The sequence below is a fragment of the Pantoea eucrina genome, from assembly GCF_020079945.1.
In the GTDB taxonomy this organism is placed as follows: Bacteria; Pseudomonadota; Gammaproteobacteria; order Enterobacterales; family Enterobacteriaceae; genus Pantoea; species Pantoea eucrina.
The window spans coordinates 3,337,682-3,355,191 of the sequence record NZ_CP083448.1 but is presented as its reverse complement, the minus strand read 5'-3'; the positions used below and the strand labels follow the sequence as shown (position 1 = coordinate 3,355,191).

13 protein-coding genes, 1 tRNA gene and 1 rRNA gene are annotated in these 17,510 nt (G+C 57.4%); 10 read left to right on the top strand and 5 right to left on the bottom strand.

All coding sequences use genetic code 11. The annotated features are described in order from the left end of the window. Nucleotides 1–70: 70 nt before the first annotated feature. Entirely contained in the window at nucleotides 71–1,531 is a 1,461-nt protein-coding gene (gene viaA / locus LAC65_RS15950) for an ATPase RavA stimulator ViaA (RefSeq protein ID WP_039381394.1), read from the bottom strand. Continuing rightward, on the bottom strand, nucleotides 1,528–3,024 hold the full coding sequence (gene ravA, locus LAC65_RS15945) for an ATPase RavA (protein WP_039385671.1): 1,497 nt from the start codon (nucleotides 3,022–3,024) through the stop codon (nucleotides 1,528–1,530). The genes viaA and ravA overlap by 4 nt, the downstream gene beginning before the upstream one ends. A 285-nt stretch (nucleotides 3,025–3,309) precedes the next feature. On the opposite strand from ravA, the gene kup reads away from it, so the two are divergent. Then, a complete protein-coding gene (kup, locus tag LAC65_RS15940; protein WP_039381392.1) occupies nucleotides 3,310–5,178 on the top strand; it encodes a low affinity potassium transporter Kup in 1,869 nt (622 codons plus the stop codon). Here kup and qseC read toward each other — a convergent pair. After that, nucleotides 5,147–6,520, bottom strand: coding sequence for a quorum sensing histidine kinase QseC (gene qseC / locus LAC65_RS15935; RefSeq protein ID WP_039381388.1), 1,374 nt, complete (start codon nucleotides 6,518–6,520; stop codon nucleotides 5,147–5,149). The two genes, kup and qseC, sit on opposite strands and share 32 nt — an antisense overlap. Further along, nucleotides 6,517–7,179 (bottom strand): quorum sensing response regulator transcription factor QseB, encoded by a 663-nt coding sequence (gene qseB, locus LAC65_RS15930; RefSeq protein WP_039381386.1) that lies wholly within the window; start codon nucleotides 7,177–7,179, stop codon nucleotides 6,517–6,519. Before qseB ends, qseC begins: the two co-directional genes overlap by 4 nt. A gap of 178 nt (nucleotides 7,180–7,357) precedes the next feature. On the opposite strand from qseB, the gene LAC65_RS15925 reads away from it, so the two are divergent. From LAC65_RS15925 to rbsR, 7 genes are all read left to right on the top strand, one after another. Next, complete coding sequence (locus LAC65_RS15925; protein WP_039381384.1) at nucleotides 7,358–7,756, top strand: YgiW/YdeI family stress tolerance OB fold protein; 399 nt, start codon at nucleotides 7,358–7,360, stop codon at nucleotides 7,754–7,756. 214 nt (nucleotides 7,757–7,970) lie between these two features. Beyond that, the gene (rbsD, locus tag LAC65_RS15920) at nucleotides 7,971–8,390 is read left to right on the top strand and encodes a D-ribose pyranase (protein WP_039381382.1); all 420 of its coding nucleotides are present in this window, start codon (nucleotides 7,971–7,973) and stop codon (nucleotides 8,388–8,390) included. Between the two features lie 7 nt (nucleotides 8,391–8,397). Then, a complete protein-coding gene (gene rbsA / locus LAC65_RS15915; protein ID WP_039381380.1) occupies nucleotides 8,398–9,906 on the top strand; it encodes a ribose ABC transporter ATP-binding protein RbsA in 1,509 nt (502 codons plus the stop codon). Then, nucleotides 9,903–10,874, top strand: a complete 972-nt coding sequence (gene rbsC, locus LAC65_RS15910; RefSeq protein WP_039381378.1) for a ribose ABC transporter permease — start codon at nucleotides 9,903–9,905, stop codon at nucleotides 10,872–10,874. The genes rbsA and rbsC overlap by 4 nt, the downstream gene beginning before the upstream one ends. Nucleotides 10,875–10,901: 27 nt before the next feature. After that, nucleotides 10,902–11,777 carry a ribose ABC transporter substrate-binding protein RbsB gene (gene rbsB / locus LAC65_RS15905; protein ID WP_039381376.1) on the top strand — a complete coding sequence of 292 codons (876 nt, stop codon included), beginning with the start codon at nucleotides 10,902–10,904 and terminating at the stop codon, nucleotides 11,775–11,777. A gap of 63 nt (nucleotides 11,778–11,840) precedes the next feature. Beyond that, nucleotides 11,841–12,770 carry a ribokinase gene (rbsK, locus tag LAC65_RS15900; RefSeq protein WP_039381374.1) on the top strand — a complete coding sequence of 310 codons (930 nt, stop codon included), beginning with the start codon at nucleotides 11,841–11,843 and terminating at the stop codon, nucleotides 12,768–12,770. Between the two features lie 13 nt (nucleotides 12,771–12,783). Continuing rightward, nucleotides 12,784–13,767: a ribose operon transcriptional repressor RbsR gene (rbsR, locus tag LAC65_RS15895; protein ID WP_039381369.1), complete on the top strand. Its 984-nt coding sequence runs from the start codon at nucleotides 12,784–12,786 to the stop codon at nucleotides 13,765–13,767. Here rbsR and mdtD read toward each other — a convergent pair. Next, on the bottom strand, nucleotides 13,764–15,167 hold the full coding sequence (gene mdtD / locus LAC65_RS15890) for a multidrug transporter subunit MdtD (RefSeq protein ID WP_071668266.1): 1,404 nt from the start codon (nucleotides 15,165–15,167) through the stop codon (nucleotides 13,764–13,766). The genes rbsR and mdtD overlap by 4 nt on opposite strands. A 540-nt stretch (nucleotides 15,168–15,707) precedes the next feature. Between mdtD and LAC65_RS15885 the strand changes: the two genes are divergently transcribed. Next, nucleotides 15,708–17,250, top strand: a 16S ribosomal RNA gene (locus tag LAC65_RS15885). Between the two features lie 87 nt (nucleotides 17,251–17,337). Then, nucleotides 17,338–17,412 (top strand) — tRNA-Glu (locus tag LAC65_RS15880). Nucleotides 17,413–17,510 lie beyond the last annotated feature (98 nt).

The window sequence follows — 17,510 nt, the reverse complement described above, 5'->3', positions numbered from 1 at the left end:
TGAACTCCATAAAGCTGAATAAACACAGCGGGTCATTCACTATAGCAAACAGGCGTGTCTGTCAGATGAATCAGCGCGTCCAGCGACGCAGCAGGCGGCTTTTCAGCCCGGTATCGAAGCGCCAGATATGATCGAAGATGCGCAGAATGCCGGGTTTGCCATGCGCTGACATCGCCACGGCGTGAAACCGCTGCTGCTGCATCCGCTGTCGCTGCTTTATGGTCTTAATCAGCTCTTCCGGCAGGCGCTGGGCGATAAAGTCCGACACGATCACCGCGTCTGCCTCCTGCCACTGGCTGCCTTCCATGCGCTGCACCACGGCACTCAGGCAGGCCGTCAGATCGGTACCGCCGCGAAAACGCTGGCTGAGGAAACGAATCGCCTGTTCAATGCCGTTATCGGCGGTCAGCTCATAGCCGACCACCTCATGGGCAAACAGCATAATGTAGCAGCGACGCCGATCTGCCAGGGCGATTTTCAGCAGCGCAAGGCAAAAGGCCTTGGCGCAGCGTTCATTAAACCCGCCCATAGAGCCGGACGTATCCACGCAGACAATAAACGGACCGCGCGGCTCTGTTTCATGCTGCTGATGGCTCACCGGCCGCAGCGCGGTTTTTTCGTGCCAGGCATCACCCTGCAGGCGATAGGTCAGCAGGCGTTTTTCTACCAGACGCCGGTAAAATTCCAGCTCCAGTTCACTGATACTGAGCGCGGCCAGTTCCGGCGGCAGCAGGCGCAGCACATCATCGCTCTGATGAATGCCGCTGACCTCTTCCGGCACGTTATCTGGCTCATGCACCAGCTGATGAAACGCTTCCAGCGGCGCATCGCGTGACGGCACCGATTTGGCTTCGCGGCTGCGGCCTAACTGCTGCGCCAGCTGCATCAGCTCCGGCTGCTGCGCCAGAAACGCACCATATTGCACAATTAGTGTGTAGTCGCCTGGCTGCAGCGAGGCTTTGCTGAGATCCCACAGCCGGCCGGCGGCGGCCTCATCTTCATCGCTCAGCACCGGCGCCAGCTGGCCGCTCAGCGCCATACGCTGCTGCAGTTCCGCCAACAGCCGTTCACGCTGCGCCTCCAGCAACGTTTCATTCAGCGTCAGCGTCTGCAGCGTCAGGCTCAGTCGCCAGCGCTGCAGGAACAGCCGGTGCTGCGCGTTGCTCAGTTCCGGGCCTTCATTATGCTGCAGCAGCATCCTGGCTTCGGTGAGAAAAGGGGATGGCAGCTTCTGCAGTTGCTCAAGGAGGTGCGGCAGCTGAGCGCTGAAATCACGGCTGCTGAGCAGCTGTAACCGCTCAAACAGCTGAAACTCCTGCGCCAGCACGGCGGGCACGGGCGTCGATCTCATCTGCCCGGCGATTTCAGCGCGCCAGCGCGGCAGATCGCGCAGCATCGCCTGCTTCATGCGGGGAAATTTTTCGAAAAACAGCGTCAGCTGCGGTGTGGCCAGCAGCGCCAGAATCAGCTCATCAATCAGCTCCGTTTCACCAATTGAGAGCAGTGTGCTGAGCGTCTCCAGCGAGATCATTTCCGCGCCTGTTTCAGCTGCTCGGCGACATCCTGCAGGCTGGTCTCAATGCGTGCCAGCCAGTCATCGCTGATAAACAGGCAGCGCTGATGCTGGCTGAACAGCGCCCGCTGCGCCCGCAGGCGGGCCTCAAGCGCATCATATTCATCAACGATTTCCGGCGGCAGCGCCTGCAGGCTCGCCGCTCCGGGCAGCGTCAGGCGCGCAGACTGCAGGCTGACATCGCGTAGCGTCAGGCAGTGATGGGTATCGACCACCAGATCGAGTGACTGTGCAAAGCCGATGCCGTTCAGCTTGCCGCGTATATCTCCGCCTTTCAGCAGCCACTGTACCAGGGCCTCACGGCTTACCACTATATGGCTGACCTGCATATCGTGCAGCGTCAGCGGCTGCTGCAGCATCAGGGTCAGCTGTTCGCCGGCAACCGACTCCGGCAGCTCATAATGTGGCTTACGGCTGAACATGCCGCTGTGTTTCTCCAGCGTCAGCGCCTGCGCCACGCTCTGCTGCTGCTGCAGTGCCAGACGCTGCGCATTGATCTGCTGCAGCCGGTGCAGCATCGCCTGCTGCTGCCAGGCGTGCTGCGTCATCAGCGCATCCATTTCCCGGTCCAGCAGCGTCATCGAAGCGATGTCGTGCCAGAGGCAATCTTTGAGCAGAACCAGATCGATAGGCGCAATCGCCGTGCGCCCGCTGTAAAAGGCGCTGGCCTGCAGCAGATGAATCGCTTTTTTCCAGCGGCGGTCAGAGATGTAGGGCGCATCCGGCAGGTTTTCCAGCTGCTGACGCAGCTGATAGATAAGCTCAAACACATCGTCAGGCAGCTTTACCTGACTGATGCCCTTTTGCCACTGCAGATACTCTTCATCGCTGATGCAGAGCGACTCCGCGACCGGATTGACGTTCTCATCCTGCTGGTGGGTCAGCATGCTGCGAAAATTTTGCTTCTCATGTACGTTATCGAGCCACAGGCGGATAAGCATGCGGTCATAGAGCGCTTCAAGGCCGCTGTCAGCTTCCGGCAGCTCGTTTGAGGCGGTCACCAGCAGACGCATCGGGATCGCCTCTTCGCAGTCGCCGTTCCGGAAGCGGCGTTCGTTAATGGCGGTCAGCAGCGTGTTCAGAATGGCCGGACCCGCTTTCCAGATCTCATCCAGAAAGACGATCTCCGCATCCGGCAGATAGCCTCTGGTCAGACGCTGATAGCGGCCCTCATCTTTCAGTGCCTGAATCGACAGCGGGCCAAACACCTCTTCCGGCGTGGAGAAACGGGTCATCAGATATTCAAACGCACGGGCGTGCTGGAAAGCATATTTAAGGCGACGGGCAATCAGGCTTTTGGCAATGCCGGGCGGGCCGAGCAGAAAAACGCTTTCGCCGCTTAACGCTGCCAGCAGGCAGAGGCGAATGGCATGGTGCCGTTCATACAGCCCTTTTTCCAGCGCATTACTCAGTCGGGAAATTCTTTCTGCCAACAGATGGGGTTGAGCCATAATCACATCATTGTTCTTCTGAACCTGGTGCCGTTACGGTCTGGCGAGCGCAATACTCTACTGTTTATCATGCTTGAATGCGTTGATAGCCGTCAGCTTTTTTGTTTCAGAAGGTTGTGGCAGCACAACGTGCGGTTTTCAGCCCGTTTTCTGCAGGATTTTCGGCGAAAAAGCAGAGTACGCTGCGTATTATCATCAGCGCTGTCTGTTGGTTTCTGCCAATTATGTGCATACTGTGCGCTTTTTGATGGCCTGAGTCGCAACGGCTCCAACACAAGACACCCTATGAGCTCGGATAAGAAACAGTCTCTTAGCGCCGTCACGCTGGCTGCAATCGGCGTGGTCTATGGCGACATTGGCACCAGCCCGCTGTATACCTTACGTGAATGCCTTTCCGGCCAGTTCGGCTTTGGCGTTGAACGCGAAGCGGTATTCGGCTTTTTATCGCTGATCTTCTGGCTGCTGATTCTGGTGGTTTCGCTGAAATATATCAGTTACGTCATGCGCGCGGACAATGCGGGTGAAGGCGGAATTCTGACGCTGATGTCGCTCGCGGGTCGTCACACCGGCGCGCGTGCCACAGCCGTTCTGGTGATCATGGGGCTGATCGGCGGCAGCTTCTTTTATGGTGAGGTGGTGATCACCCCGGCCGTATCCGTGCTCTCAGCGATTGAGGGACTGGAGATTGCCGCGCCCGGTCTCGACACCTGGATCGTCCCGCTGGCGATCGCCGTGCTGACGCTGCTGTTTATAATCCAGAAACAGGGCACCGGTATCGTAGGCAAGCTGTTTGCGCCGGTTATGCTGGTATGGTTTCTGGTGCTGGCCGTGCTGGGCGCGCGCAGCATCCTGAATAATCCTGATGTACTGCACGCGATGAATCCTTACTGGGCGCTGCACTTCTTTGTTCAGTATAAGTCGGTCTCCTTTTTTGCGCTGGGTGCGGTGGTACTGGCGATCACCGGCGTCGAAGCGCTTTATGCGGACATGGGACACTTCGGCAAATTTCCGATCCGTCTGGCGTGGTTTGTGGTGGTGCTGCCTTCGCTGGTGCTGAACTATTTTGGCCAGGGTGCGCTGCTGCTGGCGCATCCGGAAGCGATAAAGAACCCGTTTTTCCTGCTGGCACCGGACTGGATGCTGATCCCGATGCTGCTGCTCGCTACGCTGGCGACGGTTATCGCCTCACAGGCGGTGATCTCCGGCGTCTTTTCCCTGACGCGTCAGGCGGTGCGGCTCGGTTATCTGCCGCCGATGCGCATTGTTCACACCTCTGAAGAGGAGTCAGGACAGATCTACATTCCGGTCATTAACTGGCTGCTCTACGCCGCGGTGGTGATTGTGATTGTTGGTTTTGAGCACTCCAGTAATCTGGCGGCGGCCTACGGCATTGCCGTAACCGGCACTATGGTGCTGACGGCGATCCTCTGCGCCACGGTGGCGATTCAGAACTGGCACTGGAATCGCTATCTGGTCATGCTGATGCTGGCCGCGATGCTCTGCATTGATGTGTCGCTGTTCTCCGCTAACCTGATCAAAGTCTTCTCCGGCGGCTGGCTGCCGCTGACGCTGGCGCTGATGATGTTCATCATCATGACGACCTGGAAAAGTGAGCGCTTTCGTCTGCTGCGCCGCATGCATGAGCACGGCAATTCGCTCGATGCGATGATCGCTTCACTGGAGAAATCACCGCCGGTACGCGTATCGGGTACGGCGGTATATATGTCGCGTGCGCTGAACGTGATCCCTTTCGCGATGCTGCATAACCTCAAGCACAACAAAGTGCTGCATGAGCGCGTGGTGCTGCTGACGCTGCGTACGGAAGATTCACCCTATGTGCATAACGTACGCCGGGTCACCATTGAACAGCTGTCGCCTACGTTCTGGCGCGTGGTGGCGAGCTACGGCTGGCGCGAGACGCCAAACGTGGAGGAGATTTTTCACCGCTGCGGGCTGGAGGGGCTTAACTGCCGGATGATGGAGACCTCATTCTTTATGTCGCATGAATCGCTGATCATCGGTAAGCGGCCCTGGTATCTGCGCCTGCGCGGCAAACTGTTCCTGACGCTGCAGCGTAACGCGCTGCGCGCGCCGGATCAGTTTGAAATCCCGCCTAACCGTGTTATCGAGCTGGGTACGCAGGTCGAGATTTAGCGCCGCTGCGTTGCCGGATTAGCGTGATGCGCAGCCCCTGCGGCACGGCGTGACTGAAGTGCAGCTGCAGGTCGTGCAGCTGCGCAATATTTTTCACAATTGACAGCCCCAGGCCGCTGCCGCTCTGTGCCTGGCCGGGCGGACGCCAGAAGCGTTCGCCGAGCCGCGCCAGCTGCTCGTCCGATACGCCCGCACCATTGTCTTCAACCACTATGCTGTCCGTCTCCAGCCGCAGCGCTATCCGGCTCTGTGCCGGCGCATAGCGCAGCGCATTATCCAGCAGATTACGTATCATCAGGCCCAGCAGCAGCGGATGACCGTTCATCACCGGCGCGGCATCGCTGGTCAGTGTTATCTCTGTCTGCTGCGCGGCGGCCTGCGGCAGATGTTCAGCGACCAGCGCCTGCAGCAGCGGGAGCAGCGCGACCGGCTGAAATTCACTGCGCAGATCGTCCGCTTCAACGCGCGACAGCGTCAGCAGCTGATCCACCAGCCGGGTCGCACGGATAATACCGCTATCGAGCTGCTGCAGCGCCCGCCGTCGCACCTGCTCATCATCTTCGGCCAGCTGGATCACCTCACTTTGCACGCGCAGGGCAGCCAGCGGGCTGCGCAGTTCATGGGCGGCATCGGAGGTGAAGCGACGCTCGCGCTGTACCAGCTGCGCCGTGCGTCCGAAGAGATCGTTGAGCGCCGCTACCAGCGGCTGTACCTCACGCGGCAGATGCGTAACCGGCAGCGTGGTCGCGTCATCCGGCGCACGCTGCTGCAGCCGGTGCGCCAGCTGCTTCAGCGGCCGCAGTTCATACCACACCAGCAAGAGCAGCAGCAGCAGCATAAACGGCATCGCGACAAGCCACGGCAGCAGGGCGGCGGACGCCAGATCGAGCGTCATATCATCCCGGTACTCCTGCTCCTGCCCCACTACCACGCGATACTGTTTATCGGGTGACGTCAGCCAGAGCAGACGCCAGCGCTCATCGTCGTCACGCAGCTGCCCGTCACGAAAGCCGTCGCGTCGCGTATCGAATGATAACCCGCGCCCGTTCTCGCCGTCGTTGAGCAGCGGCGTACCGTCGGTGCGGAACACCGCAAATGCCAGGGCGTCATCATCCTGATCGCCGCGGTGATGGCGTAAAAGGGTTTTGGTTTTCGGTAATGCTGCGTGATGCAGGCTGGTGGGGTCGAGCGCCAGCAGCCGTTTGGCAAACAGCATCTGCTGGGTATCAAACAGTTCATTAACCGTATCGCGCGTCTGCTGCCACGCGCTCCAGCCGGCGCTGGCACCGCACAGCAGGATCAGCAGCACAAAGCCGATCGCCAGCCGGACAAACAGGCTCATTCTGCCGCTCCCAGCGTATAGCCAATACCGTGCACGGTGCGGATAAACTGACTGCCCAGCTTTTTGCGCAGATGATGAATATGCACCTCAACCGCGTTGCTGGAGACATCGTCATCCCAGCTGTAGAGCTTCTCTTCAAGCTGGCTGCGCGTCAGCACCTGCGCCGGATGACGCAGAAACAGCTCCAGCAGCGCCAGTTCGCGGCTTTTCAGTTCAAGCGGTTCGCCATTGAGCAGAACGCTGTGGCTGGCGGGCTGCATGACAACATTGCCGTGCCGCAGCTCAGGCTGCAGCTGACCATGCCGGCGGCGGATCAGCGCCTGCAGGCGCGCAGCCACTTCGGTAAGGGCGAACGGTTTGCAGAGATAGTCATCGGCGCCCAGCTGTAAACCCTGTACGCGCTGGTCCAGCGCGTCGCGTGCGGTCAGGATCAGCACCGGAATATCCGCGCCTGCAGCGCGCCACTGGCGCAGGATATCCAGCCCGTCGCGTTCCGGCAGCGACAGATCCAGCACCACCGCATCCCAGGGCGCCGCGCTCAGCGCCTGGCAGCCCGCTTCGCCGGATATAAACCAGTCGACGCTGAATCCCAGTTTCGTCAGGCCAACCTTTAGCCCATCACCAATCAGCGTGTCATCTTCAATCAACAGAATGCGCATTGTGCTCTCCCCCGGCTACAGGCGAGTTATACGAAGCCAGCCAGGCCTTGTACAGGGCAGCGGCGCAATTTTCAGCTATTTTTCACGCAACGGCAAAAAACAGCGCGCCTTAAGATCCTGTTAAGAACTCTCTGGTCTACTGCTGATATTCCACCTGTTCACAGAAATGAGGTAACTAATGAAAACACGTGTCGCATTACTGACCCTGATTGCCCTGGCCACCGCACCGGTACTTGCTGCGCCGCAGGGCGGCTTTATGGATCCCGCTGCGCCAGCCGCACAAAGTAATCAGGCGGGCGGTTTTAAAGCGGGCGAAGCCAGCGTCGTGACGGTAAAACAGGCTGAAGAGATGAAAGATGACAGCTGGATCACCGTGCGCGGGACGCTGGAAAAGCAGACTGGCGATGAAGATTATCTGTTCCGCGACAGCAGCGGCACGATGAAAGTGGAAATCGACCACAAGCGCTGGAACGGCGTGACTATTACGCCAAAAGATCGCGTTGAACTGACGGGTGAGCTGGATAAAGATTTCAATGCCACTGAGCTTGATGTGAAACAGGTTCGCAAACTGCCATAACGCTGTTGTGAAGCCACTGTCTGAGTGGCTTCATTCATTCTGATGGGACCATATCATTATGTTCCCTGCCTCTCTGCACTCTCTTACCCAAATTTTTCCGGCTGACAGCGAAACGTTTCGATGGCGATCACACTTCCGTGATGGTGTCGTTGCGTTACTATGCTGCTTTTATACACTGCTCCACAGCGAAACGTTTCGCTGTGGAGTGGATGAAATGAAAAAAGGTCGCCTGTTACACGCTGAACTCTCTCATGTGATTGCCCGCCTCGGGCATACCGATACGCTGACTATTGCGGACGCGGGCCTGCCTGTTCCGCACGGCCCCCGGCGTATTGACCTGGCGTTAACGCCCGGTACGCCCGGATTTTTACAGGTTGTGGAGGTGGTCACACAGGAGATGCAGGTAGAAAGCGCCCTGATTGCGGAGGAGATAAAAGAACATAATCCGCAGCTTCACAGCCAGCTGCTCGCCGTGCTCGAAGCGTTGCAACAGCACCAGGGGAATAGCATCACCGTCCGTTACATCAGTCATGAACAGTTCAAACAACAGACGCAGTGCAGCCAGGCGGTCATTCGCAGCGGAGAGTGTTCTCCGTATGCGAATGTCATCCTGAGCGCCGGCGTCACCTTCTGAGGCCGCTATGCAACCCTTACTGCAACTTAAAGGAATCGAAAAGTCGTTTCCTGGCGTAAAGGCGCTGAATGGTGCCTCGCTGGCGGTCTACCCGGGGCGCGTTATGGCGCTGGTAGGCGAAAACGGGGCCGGTAAATCCACCATGATGAAGGTGCTGACCGGCATCTACACCATGGACGCTGGCTCGCTGCAGTGGCTGGGTGAACCTGTTGCCTTCTCCGGCCCAAAGGCGTCGCAGGAGGCAGGCATCGGCATTATTCATCAGGAGCTTAATCTGATCCCGCAGCTGAGCGTGGCGGAGAATATTTTCCTGGGCCGGGAGTTTATAAACCGGTTTGGCCGTATCGACTGGAAAAAGATGCATCGTGAGGCAGAGGCGCTGCTTAAGCGTCTTAACCTGCGTTTCAGCAGCCACAAACTGGTGGGCGATCTCTCAATTGGCGATCAGCAGATGGTAGAGATTGCCAAAGTACTGAGTTTTGAATCACGCGTCATCATTATGGATGAGCCGACGGATGCGCTGACGGATACCGAAACGCTGTCGCTGTTTCACGTTATTAACGAACTGAAAGCGCAGGGGTGCGGCATTGTCTATATCTCGCACCGTATGAAAGAAATTTTTGAGATCTGCGATGACGTAACCGTATTTCGTGACGGGCAGTTTATTGCCGAACGCGCCGTCAGCGATCTGAGCGAAGAGCAGCTGATTGAGATGATGGTGGGACGCAAGCTGGAAGATCAATATCCCCATCTCGATCAATCGCCCGGTGAAATCCGTCTGCAGGTTGAAAAGCTCTGTGGTTCAGGCGTGGAGGATGTCAGCTTTACCCTGCGCAAAGGTGAAATTCTGGGGATTTCAGGGCTGATGGGGGCCGGGCGAACGGAGCTGATGAAAGTGCTCTATGGCGCCCTGCCGCGCCGCAGCGGCAGCGTCACGCTCAATGGCCGTACCGTGACCGTACGTTCGCCGCAGGAGGGGCTCGCCAGCGGTATCGTTTATATCTCTGAAGATCGTAAGCGCGACGGACTGGTGCTCGGAATGTCGGTAAAAGAGAACATGTCGCTGACGGCGCTGCGCTATTTCAGCCACGCCGGCGGTAACCTGAAACATGCGGAAGAGCAGCTGGCGGTAGGCGATTTTATCCGCCTGTTCAATGTAAAGACGCCCTCAATGATGCAGCCAATTGGCCTGCTCTCCGGCGGTAATCAGCAAAAGGTGGCGATTGCCCGCGGCCTGATGACCCGTCCGGACGTGCTGATCCTGGATGAACCCACGCGCGGTGTCGATGTAGGTGCCAAAAAAGAGATTTATCAGTTAATTAATCAGTTCAAAGCGGAAGGGCTGAGCATCATTCTGGTGTCATCGGAAATGCCGGAAGTGCTGGGCATGAGCGATCGCATTCTGGTGATGCATGAAGGCCATATCAGTGGCGAATTTTCCCGCGAGCAGGCTACCCAGGAATCCCTGATGGCGGCGGCGGTCGGTAAGCAACACAGCGAGGATTTAGTCGTATGAGTACCCAAACCCTACCCGCCAGCCGCCGCTGGTTCAGCAAAAGCTGGCTGCTGGAGCAGAAGTCACTGATTGCGCTGATTGTGCTGATCGCCGTGGTCGCCAGCCAGAGCCCGAACTTCTTTACGCTGGCCAACATGTTCAACATTCTGCAGCAGACCTCGGTCAACGCCATTATGGCGGTGGGGATGACGCTGGTGATCCTGACGTCAGGCATCGACCTGTCAGTGGGATCGCTGCTGGCGCTTACCGGTGCGGTTGCCGCGTCTATTGTCGGCATGGAGGTCAATGCGCTGGTTGCCGTTGCCGCTTCCCTGGCGCTGGGCGCGTTTATTGGCGGCATCACCGGCGTGATAGTTGCGCGCGGCAGGGTGCAGGCGTTTATCGCCACGCTGGTGATGATGCTGCTGCTGCGCGGCGTCACCATGGTTTACACCGACGGCAGTCCGGTGAATACCGGCTTCAGTGAAAACGCCGATCTGTTTGGCTGGTTCGGTATCGGTCGTCCGCTGGGGATCCCGACGCCGGTATGGCTGATGGCGCTGGTGTTTGCGCTGGCGTGGTACATGCTGCACCACACGCGTCTGGGCCGCTATATCTATGCGCTGGGCGGTAATGAGGCCGCTACCCGGCTATCAGGCATCAGCGTTAACCGCGTCAAAATTACCGTTTATGCGCTGAGCGGCCTGCTGGCGGCGCTGGCGGGCACGATTGAAGTCGCCCGCCTCTCATCAGCACAGCCTACGGCTGGCACCGGTTATGAACTGGATGCGATTGCTGCAGTGGTACTGGGCGGCACCAGCCTGGCAGGTGGTAAAGGCCGTATTATGGGTACGCTGATTGGCGCGCTGATTCTGGGCTTCCTGAATAATGGCCTGAACCTGATGGGCGTATCTTCCTACTACCAGATGATTGTTAAAGCCGTCGTGATTTTACTGGCGGTGCTGGTAGATAACAAAAGCAGTAAATAACTCTGACCCTCACACAGGATCCTGTAAATGAAAAAATTAACTGCACTGGCCGTCATTCTTGGTGCCACCCTGAGTGCCGGCGCAATGGCCAAGGATACGATTGCGCTGGTGGTTTCTACCCTCAATAACCCCTTCTTTGTCTCGCTTAAAGATGGCGCTCAGAAAGAAGCGGACAAGCTTGGCTACAACCTGGTGGTGCTGGACTCCCAGAACAACCCGGCAAAAGAGCTGGCTAACGTGCAGGATCTGACCGTTCGCGGCACTAAGCTGCTGCTGATCAACCCGACAGATTCCGACGCTGTTGGCAACGCCGTAAAAATGGCTAACCAGGCAAATATCCCGGTGATCACGCTGGACCGTATGGCAGCACAGGGCAAGGTAGTGAGCCACGTCGCCTCTGACAACCGCTTTGGCGGTAAAATGGCGGGCGATTTTATTGCGAAAAAAGTGGGTGACGGCGCAAAAATCATTGAGCTGCAGGGCATCGCCGGCACATCAGCCGCACGCGAGCGCGGTGAAGGTTTCAAGCAGGCCGCTGATGCGCACAAATTTGCTATTCTTGCCAGTCAGCCGGCTGACTTCGATCGTACTAAAGGGCTGAACGTGATGCAGAACCTGCTGCAGGCGCATCCGGATGTGCAGGCGGTGTTTGCACAAAACGATGAGATGGCGCTGGGTGCGCTGCGTGCGCTGCAGACCGCCGGTAAAACCGATGTGCTGGTGGTTGGATTTGATGGTACGGCTGACGGCGTGAAAGCGGTAGAGTCCGGTAAACTGACCGCAACCGTGGCGCAGATGCCGGATAAGATTGGTATGATTGGCGTGGATACCGCAGACAAAGTGCTGAAAGGTGAAAAAGTGCAGGCGATCAACCCGGTTGACCTGAAACTCGTCACTAAATAAAACCAAAGAAAAGCGTGGCCTCGCGTCACCCTCAGGGTGACGCAACTTCCTGGATCTCTCCCTATGAGTAAATGCGCAAAACTGGCGGTAATGGGCAGCATCAACGCCGATCATATCCTGAACCTGAGTCACTTCCCGCGCCCCGGTGAAACCGTTATCGGTAAGGCGTATCAGATTGAGTTTGGCGGCAAAGGCGCTAATCAGGCGGTGGCAGCCGGACGCGCGGGTGCTGATATCGCCTTTATCGCCTGTGTAGGTGGCGATGACACGGGCGAACGCATCTGTGAACAGCTGCAGCGCGACAATATTGATATCACGCCGGTTGAAGCCATCCCGTCAGAGGCAACCGGCGTGGCGATGATCTTCGTCAACGGTGAAGGTGAAAACAACATCGGCATTTATGCCGGCGCGAACGCCGCGCTGACGCCAGACTCTGTACGGCGTCATCAGCAGGTGATCGCTGACGCTGAGGCGCTGCTGATGCAGCTGGAATCCCCGCTGGAAAGCGTGCTGACGGCAGCGCAGCTTGCGCGACAGCACGGCACGCAGGTGATCCTCAATCCGGCCCCTGCGACCAGGCTGACGGATGAATTGCTGGCACAGATTGACATCATTACGCCTAACGAAACCGAAGCGGAGATCCTGACCGGGATTGCCGTTTCCAGTGACGCTGAGGCCGCACAGGCAGCGCAGGTGCTGCATGCCAAAGGGATCCGCACCGTGCTGATTACGCTGGGGCGGCGCGGCGTATGGCTGAGCGAACAGGGTAACGGCGAGCGCATTCCTGGTTTTAACGTACAGGCCGTTGACACCATTGCCGCAGGTGACACCTTCAACGGTGCTTTTATTACCGCGCGGCTGGAAGGCATGACGATGCATGATGCGGTACGGTTTGCGCATGCGGCAGCGGCGATTGCCGTGACGCGGCCCGGCGCTCAGCCTGCTGTACCGTGGCGCCGCGAAATCGACGCTTTCCTGCAGCAACAGGAATAAGCGCTTGGCTACCATGAAAGATGTTGCCCGTCAGGCGGGCGTCTCCACCTCTACCGTTTCGCATGTGATCAATAACAATCGCTTTGTCAGCGAGCAGGTGCGCGAAAAGGTTGAACAGGCCATCCGTGAGCTGAACTATGCCCCTTCGGCGCTGGCGCGCAGCCTGAAGATCAGGCAGACGCGTACTATCGGTATGTTACTGACGGCCAGCAGCAACCCTTTCTATGCTGAGGTCGTGCGCGGCGTGGAAAACAGCTGTTACGAACGCGGCTATAGCCTGATCCTGTGCAATACCGAAGGGGATGAAGAGCGCATGAATCGCAGCCTGGAAACGCTGATGCAAAAGCGCGTGGATGGCCTGCTGCTGATGTGCACGGAGACGCATCTGCCTTCGGCTGAGATCCTGAATCGTTATCCCTCGGTGCCGATGGTAATGATGGACTGGGCACCGTTTGAGGGACGGGGCGATATCATTCAGGATAATGCCTTACTGGGCGGCGAAATGGCGACCCGCCATCTGATTGAACGAGGCTACCGGCGTATTGCCTGTATTGCGGGACCGCAGGACAAAACGCCGGCGCGACTTCGTCTTGAAGGCTTTCATAAAGCGATGGCGGCGCACGGTTTAACGGTACCTGATGGGTATGTGGTTGACGGCGACTTTGAGTTCCAGGGCGGATTCAATGCCATGACGCAGCTGCTGGCGCTGGAGCCGGTACCGGAGGCGGTGTTTACCAGTAACGATGCGATGGCCGTTGGCGTCTATCACGCGTTGTATCAGGCGGGCCTGCAGGTACCGCAGGATATTGCGGTTATGGGATATGACAACATCGAATTGGCCCGCTATCTGACACCGCCGCTGACCACGGTACATCAGCCAAAAGATGAGCTGGGCGAGCTGGCTATCGATACATTGATTCACCGCATGGGCGCGCCCGACGCCAGTCAGCAAACGCTGGTGCTGACGCCGGAGCTGGTGGAACGCGGTTCTGTTTAAGCCGCTTTCTTTTTCTTTTCCCGGTTGGCGATCAGGTTACGGCCGTCGCCGGGCCGCAGTAACAGAAACGCGGCGGCAGACAGCACGGTAATGACGCCCATCGTCAGAAACGTAGCGTGGAACTGCTGCACGGTCGTACTTTCAAAATCCTGGTAAAAGCGCAGCACCGCCGCGCTGACCGCAACACCAAAGCTGATAGAAACCTGCTGCGTTACCGCCAGTACGCTGTTGCCACCGCTGGCGTTGTCATCATTCAGATCGGCCAGCGTAATCGTGTTCATCGCGGTGAACTGCGTTGACATCGCCATGCCCAGCACAAACAGCGCTATCAGCAGCATAACTGCGCCCTCACCCGGTGACTGTAGCGAGAAGCTGGCGATCAGGATGCCAATAATGATAGTAATGCCCACCAGGGTGCGACGATAGCCAAAACGGCGCAGCACCTGCGTCACCGTCGATTTAGCCAGCAGCGAGCCAATGGCCGTAGGTCCCATCATGCAACCTGCAATAATAGCCGGATAGCCGAAGCCCACCTGGAGCATCAGCGGCATCAGAAAGGGAATACAGCCGGTGCCGAGGCGCGCCGCAATATTGCCGAGAATGCCGACAGAAAAGGTGCGGGTGCGGAACATCGGCAGGCCGATCAGCGGTGCGGGATGGCGCCGCGCATGCAGTATATAAAGAAGCAGCAGTGCAAAGCCGCCAAACAGCACCAGCAGCGCCTGCCATGACGCAACAATGCGCTCGCCGAACAGCTCAATGCCCACTGAGATCAGCACCAGCCCCAGACCGAAAAGAAGAAAGCCGGTAAAATCGAAGCGGCGTTTTGGCGTGGTGAAATCCGGCATATATTTGCGCGCGTAAAAAATGCCGGCAATACCGATGGGAATATTGATCAGGAAAATCCAGTGCCAGCTGGCGTAGGTTACCAGCAGGCCTCCCAGCATTGGTCCGAGGATAGGGCCGACCAGGCCCGGCATTGTCACGAAATTAAGCACCGGCAGCAGTTCACTGCGCGGATAGGCACGCAGCAGAGCCAGACGCGCCACCGGCATCATCATGGCACCGCCCACGCCCTGCACAATGCGTGACACCACCAGAATAGTCAGCGAGCCCGACAGGGCGCAGGCCAGCGATCCCAGCGTAAACAGTGAAACGGCAATAATAAAAATACGGCGCGTGCCAAACCGGTCGGCCAGCCAGCCGCTGACGGGTATCAGCATAGCGACAGTCAGGGTATAGCTGATAACGGCGGACTGCATAGCAAGGGGGGAGCGTTCAAGGCTGGTGGCAATGGCCGGCAGCGCTGTATTAAGAATGGTTGCGTCGAGTGCCTGCATAAAAAACGCCATTGCGGCTATCCACGGCAAGCCAGCCATACTGCGCGCAGAACGAATCATCGAAAATCCTTCTATTGGTGGTGCTGGCAAACAGCATTATCAGAAAAGAATAGCATTGCAGTTACAGGCGATGACGTTGATTTGTGCCTCTTACGAGGCCATTTTGGCCATTAATTGGTCATATAATGCCTGCTTTTAGCGCTTTCGCTCAAAAAAGAGACGCTCAGCTATTTTTTTGCAATAAACACTTGTCACCCGGCGAGAACTCCCTATAATGCGCCACCACTGAGACGGCAAAGCGGCAACGCAGACGGACTCAGCAGGGCGTGAAGCGATTCACCCCGCCGGAGAAAACGCTGAAAAAAGTGGTTGACTCCGGAGGAGGAAAGCGTAATATACGCCACCTCGCAGCAGACGCCTGAGGCGCTGGCTGCACCGCTCTTTAACAATTTATCAGACAATCTGTGTGGGCACTCGCAGGATTGATATCACAAGCCTACGGGCTTTAAAAAATATCAAGTCTTTGCTGAGTGAACACGTAATTCATTACGAAGTTTAATTCACAGAGCACCGCTTAACTTGTTTAAGCAAATCAAACTTAAATTGAAGAGTTTGATCATGGCTCAGATTGAACGCTGGCGGCAGGCCTAACACATGCAAGTCGGACGGTAGCACAGGGGAGCTTGCTCCCCGGGTGACGAGTGGCGGACGGGTGAGTAATGTCTGGGAAACTGCCCGGTGGAGGGGGATAACTACTGGAAACGGTAGCTAATACCGCATAACGTCTTCGGACCAAAGTGGGGGATCTTCGGACCTCACGCCACCGGATGTGCCCAGATGGGATTAGCTAGTAGGTGGGGTAACGGCTCACCTAGGCGACGATCCCTAGCTGGTCTGAGAGGATGACCAGCCACACTGGAACTGAGACACGGTCCAGACTCCTACGGGAGGCAGCAGTGGGGAATATTGCACAATGGGCGCAAGCCTGATGCAGCCATGCCGCGTGTATGAAGAAGGCCTTCGGGTTGTAAAGTACTTTCAGCGGGGAGGAAGGCGGTGAGGTTAATAACCTCGCCGATTGACGTTACCCGCAGAAGAAGCACCGGCTAACTCCGTGCCAGCAGCCGCGGTAATACGGAGGGTGCAAGCGTTAATCGGAATTACTGGGCGTAAAGCGCACGCAGGCGGTCTGTTAAGTCAGATGTGAAATCCCCGGGCTTAACCTGGGAACTGCATTTGAAACTGGCAGGCTTGAGTCTCGTAGAGGGGGGTAGAATTCCAGGTGTAGCGGTGAAATGCGTAGAGATCTGGAGGAATACCGGTGGCGAAGGCGGCCCCCTGGACGAAGACTGACGCTCAGGTGCGAAAGCGTGGGGAGCAAACAGGATTAGATACCCTGGTAGTCCACGCCGTAAACGATGTCGACTTGGAGGCTGTTCCCCTGAGGAGTGGCTTCCGGAGCTAACGCGTTAAGTCGACCGCCTGGGGAGTACGGCCGCAAGGTTAAAACTCAAATGAATTGACGGGGGCCCGCACAAGCGGTGGAGCATGTGGTTTAATTCGATGCAACGCGAAGAACCTTACCTGGCCTTGACATCCAGAGAACTTAGCAGAGATGCTTCGGTGCCTTCGGGAACTCTGAGACAGGTGCTGCATGGCTGTCGTCAGCTCGTGTTGTGAAATGTTGGGTTAAGTCCCGCAACGAGCGCAACCCTTATCCTTTGTTGCCAGCGGGTGATGCCGGGAACTCAAAGGAGACTGCCGGTGATAAACCGGAGGAAGGTGGGGATGACGTCAAGTCATCATGGCCCTTACGGCCAGGGCTACACACGTGCTACAATGGCGCATACAAAGAGAAGCGACCTCGCGAGAGCAAGCGGACCTCATAAAGTGCGTCGTAGTCCGGATCGGAGTCTGCAACTCGACTCCGTGAAGTCGGAATCGCTAGTAATCGTAGATCAGAATGCTACGGTGAATACGTTCCCGGGCCTTGTACACACCGCCCGTCACACCATGGGAGTGGGTTGCAAAAGAAGTAGGTAGCTTAACCTCCGGGAGGGCGCTTACCACTTTGTGATTCATGACTGGGGTGAAGTCGTAACAAGGTAACCGTAGGGGAACCTGCGGTTGGATCACCTCCTTACCTGAAGATACCTTCCCGCGAAGTGCTCACACAGATTGTCTGATAGAAAGTAATGAGCAAGACGGCTGCGAAGTCGCGACACGATGTGTCCCCTTCGTCTAGCGGTTAGGACTCCGCCCTTTCACGGCGGCAACAGGGGTTCGAATCCCCTAGGGGACGCCACTTGCTTGGTGACAGGTGAAAGGTGTCTCCACAGTATCTCAAAACCGGCTTGCGAGTCGCGTTTGAGATATTTGCTCTTTAACAATCCGGAACAAGCT

Bases quoted from the DNA above. Each gene is read 5' to 3' on its own strand.
- viaA (WP_039381394.1), bottom strand. From the start codon at position 1,531: ATGATCTCGCTGGAGACGCTCAGCACACTGCTCTCAATTGGTGAAACG.
- ravA (WP_039385671.1), bottom strand. From the start codon at position 3,024: ATGGCTCAACCCCATCTGTTGGCAGAAAGAATTTCCCGACTGAGTAAT.
- kup (WP_039381392.1), top strand. From the start codon at position 3,310: ATGAGCTCGGATAAGAAACAGTCTCTTAGCGCCGTCACGCTGGCTGCA.
- qseC (WP_039381388.1), bottom strand. From the start codon at position 6,520: ATGAGCCTGTTTGTCCGGCTGGCGATCGGCTTTGTGCTGCTGATCCTG.
- qseB (WP_039381386.1), bottom strand. From the start codon at position 7,179: ATGCGCATTCTGTTGATTGAAGATGACACGCTGATTGGTGATGGGCTA.
- LAC65_RS15925 (WP_039381384.1), top strand. From the start codon at position 7,358: ATGAAAACACGTGTCGCATTACTGACCCTGATTGCCCTGGCCACCGCA.
- rbsD (WP_039381382.1), top strand. From the start codon at position 7,971: ATGAAAAAAGGTCGCCTGTTACACGCTGAACTCTCTCATGTGATTGCC.
- rbsA (WP_039381380.1), top strand. From the start codon at position 8,398: ATGCAACCCTTACTGCAACTTAAAGGAATCGAAAAGTCGTTTCCTGGC.
- rbsC (WP_039381378.1), top strand. From the start codon at position 9,903: ATGAGTACCCAAACCCTACCCGCCAGCCGCCGCTGGTTCAGCAAAAGC.
- rbsB (WP_039381376.1), top strand. From the start codon at position 10,902: ATGAAAAAATTAACTGCACTGGCCGTCATTCTTGGTGCCACCCTGAGT.
- rbsK (WP_039381374.1), top strand. From the start codon at position 11,841: ATGAGTAAATGCGCAAAACTGGCGGTAATGGGCAGCATCAACGCCGAT.
- rbsR (WP_039381369.1), top strand. From the start codon at position 12,784: ATGAAAGATGTTGCCCGTCAGGCGGGCGTCTCCACCTCTACCGTTTCG.
- mdtD (WP_071668266.1), bottom strand. From the start codon at position 15,167: ATGATTCGTTCTGCGCGCAGTATGGCTGGCTTGCCGTGGATAGCCGCA.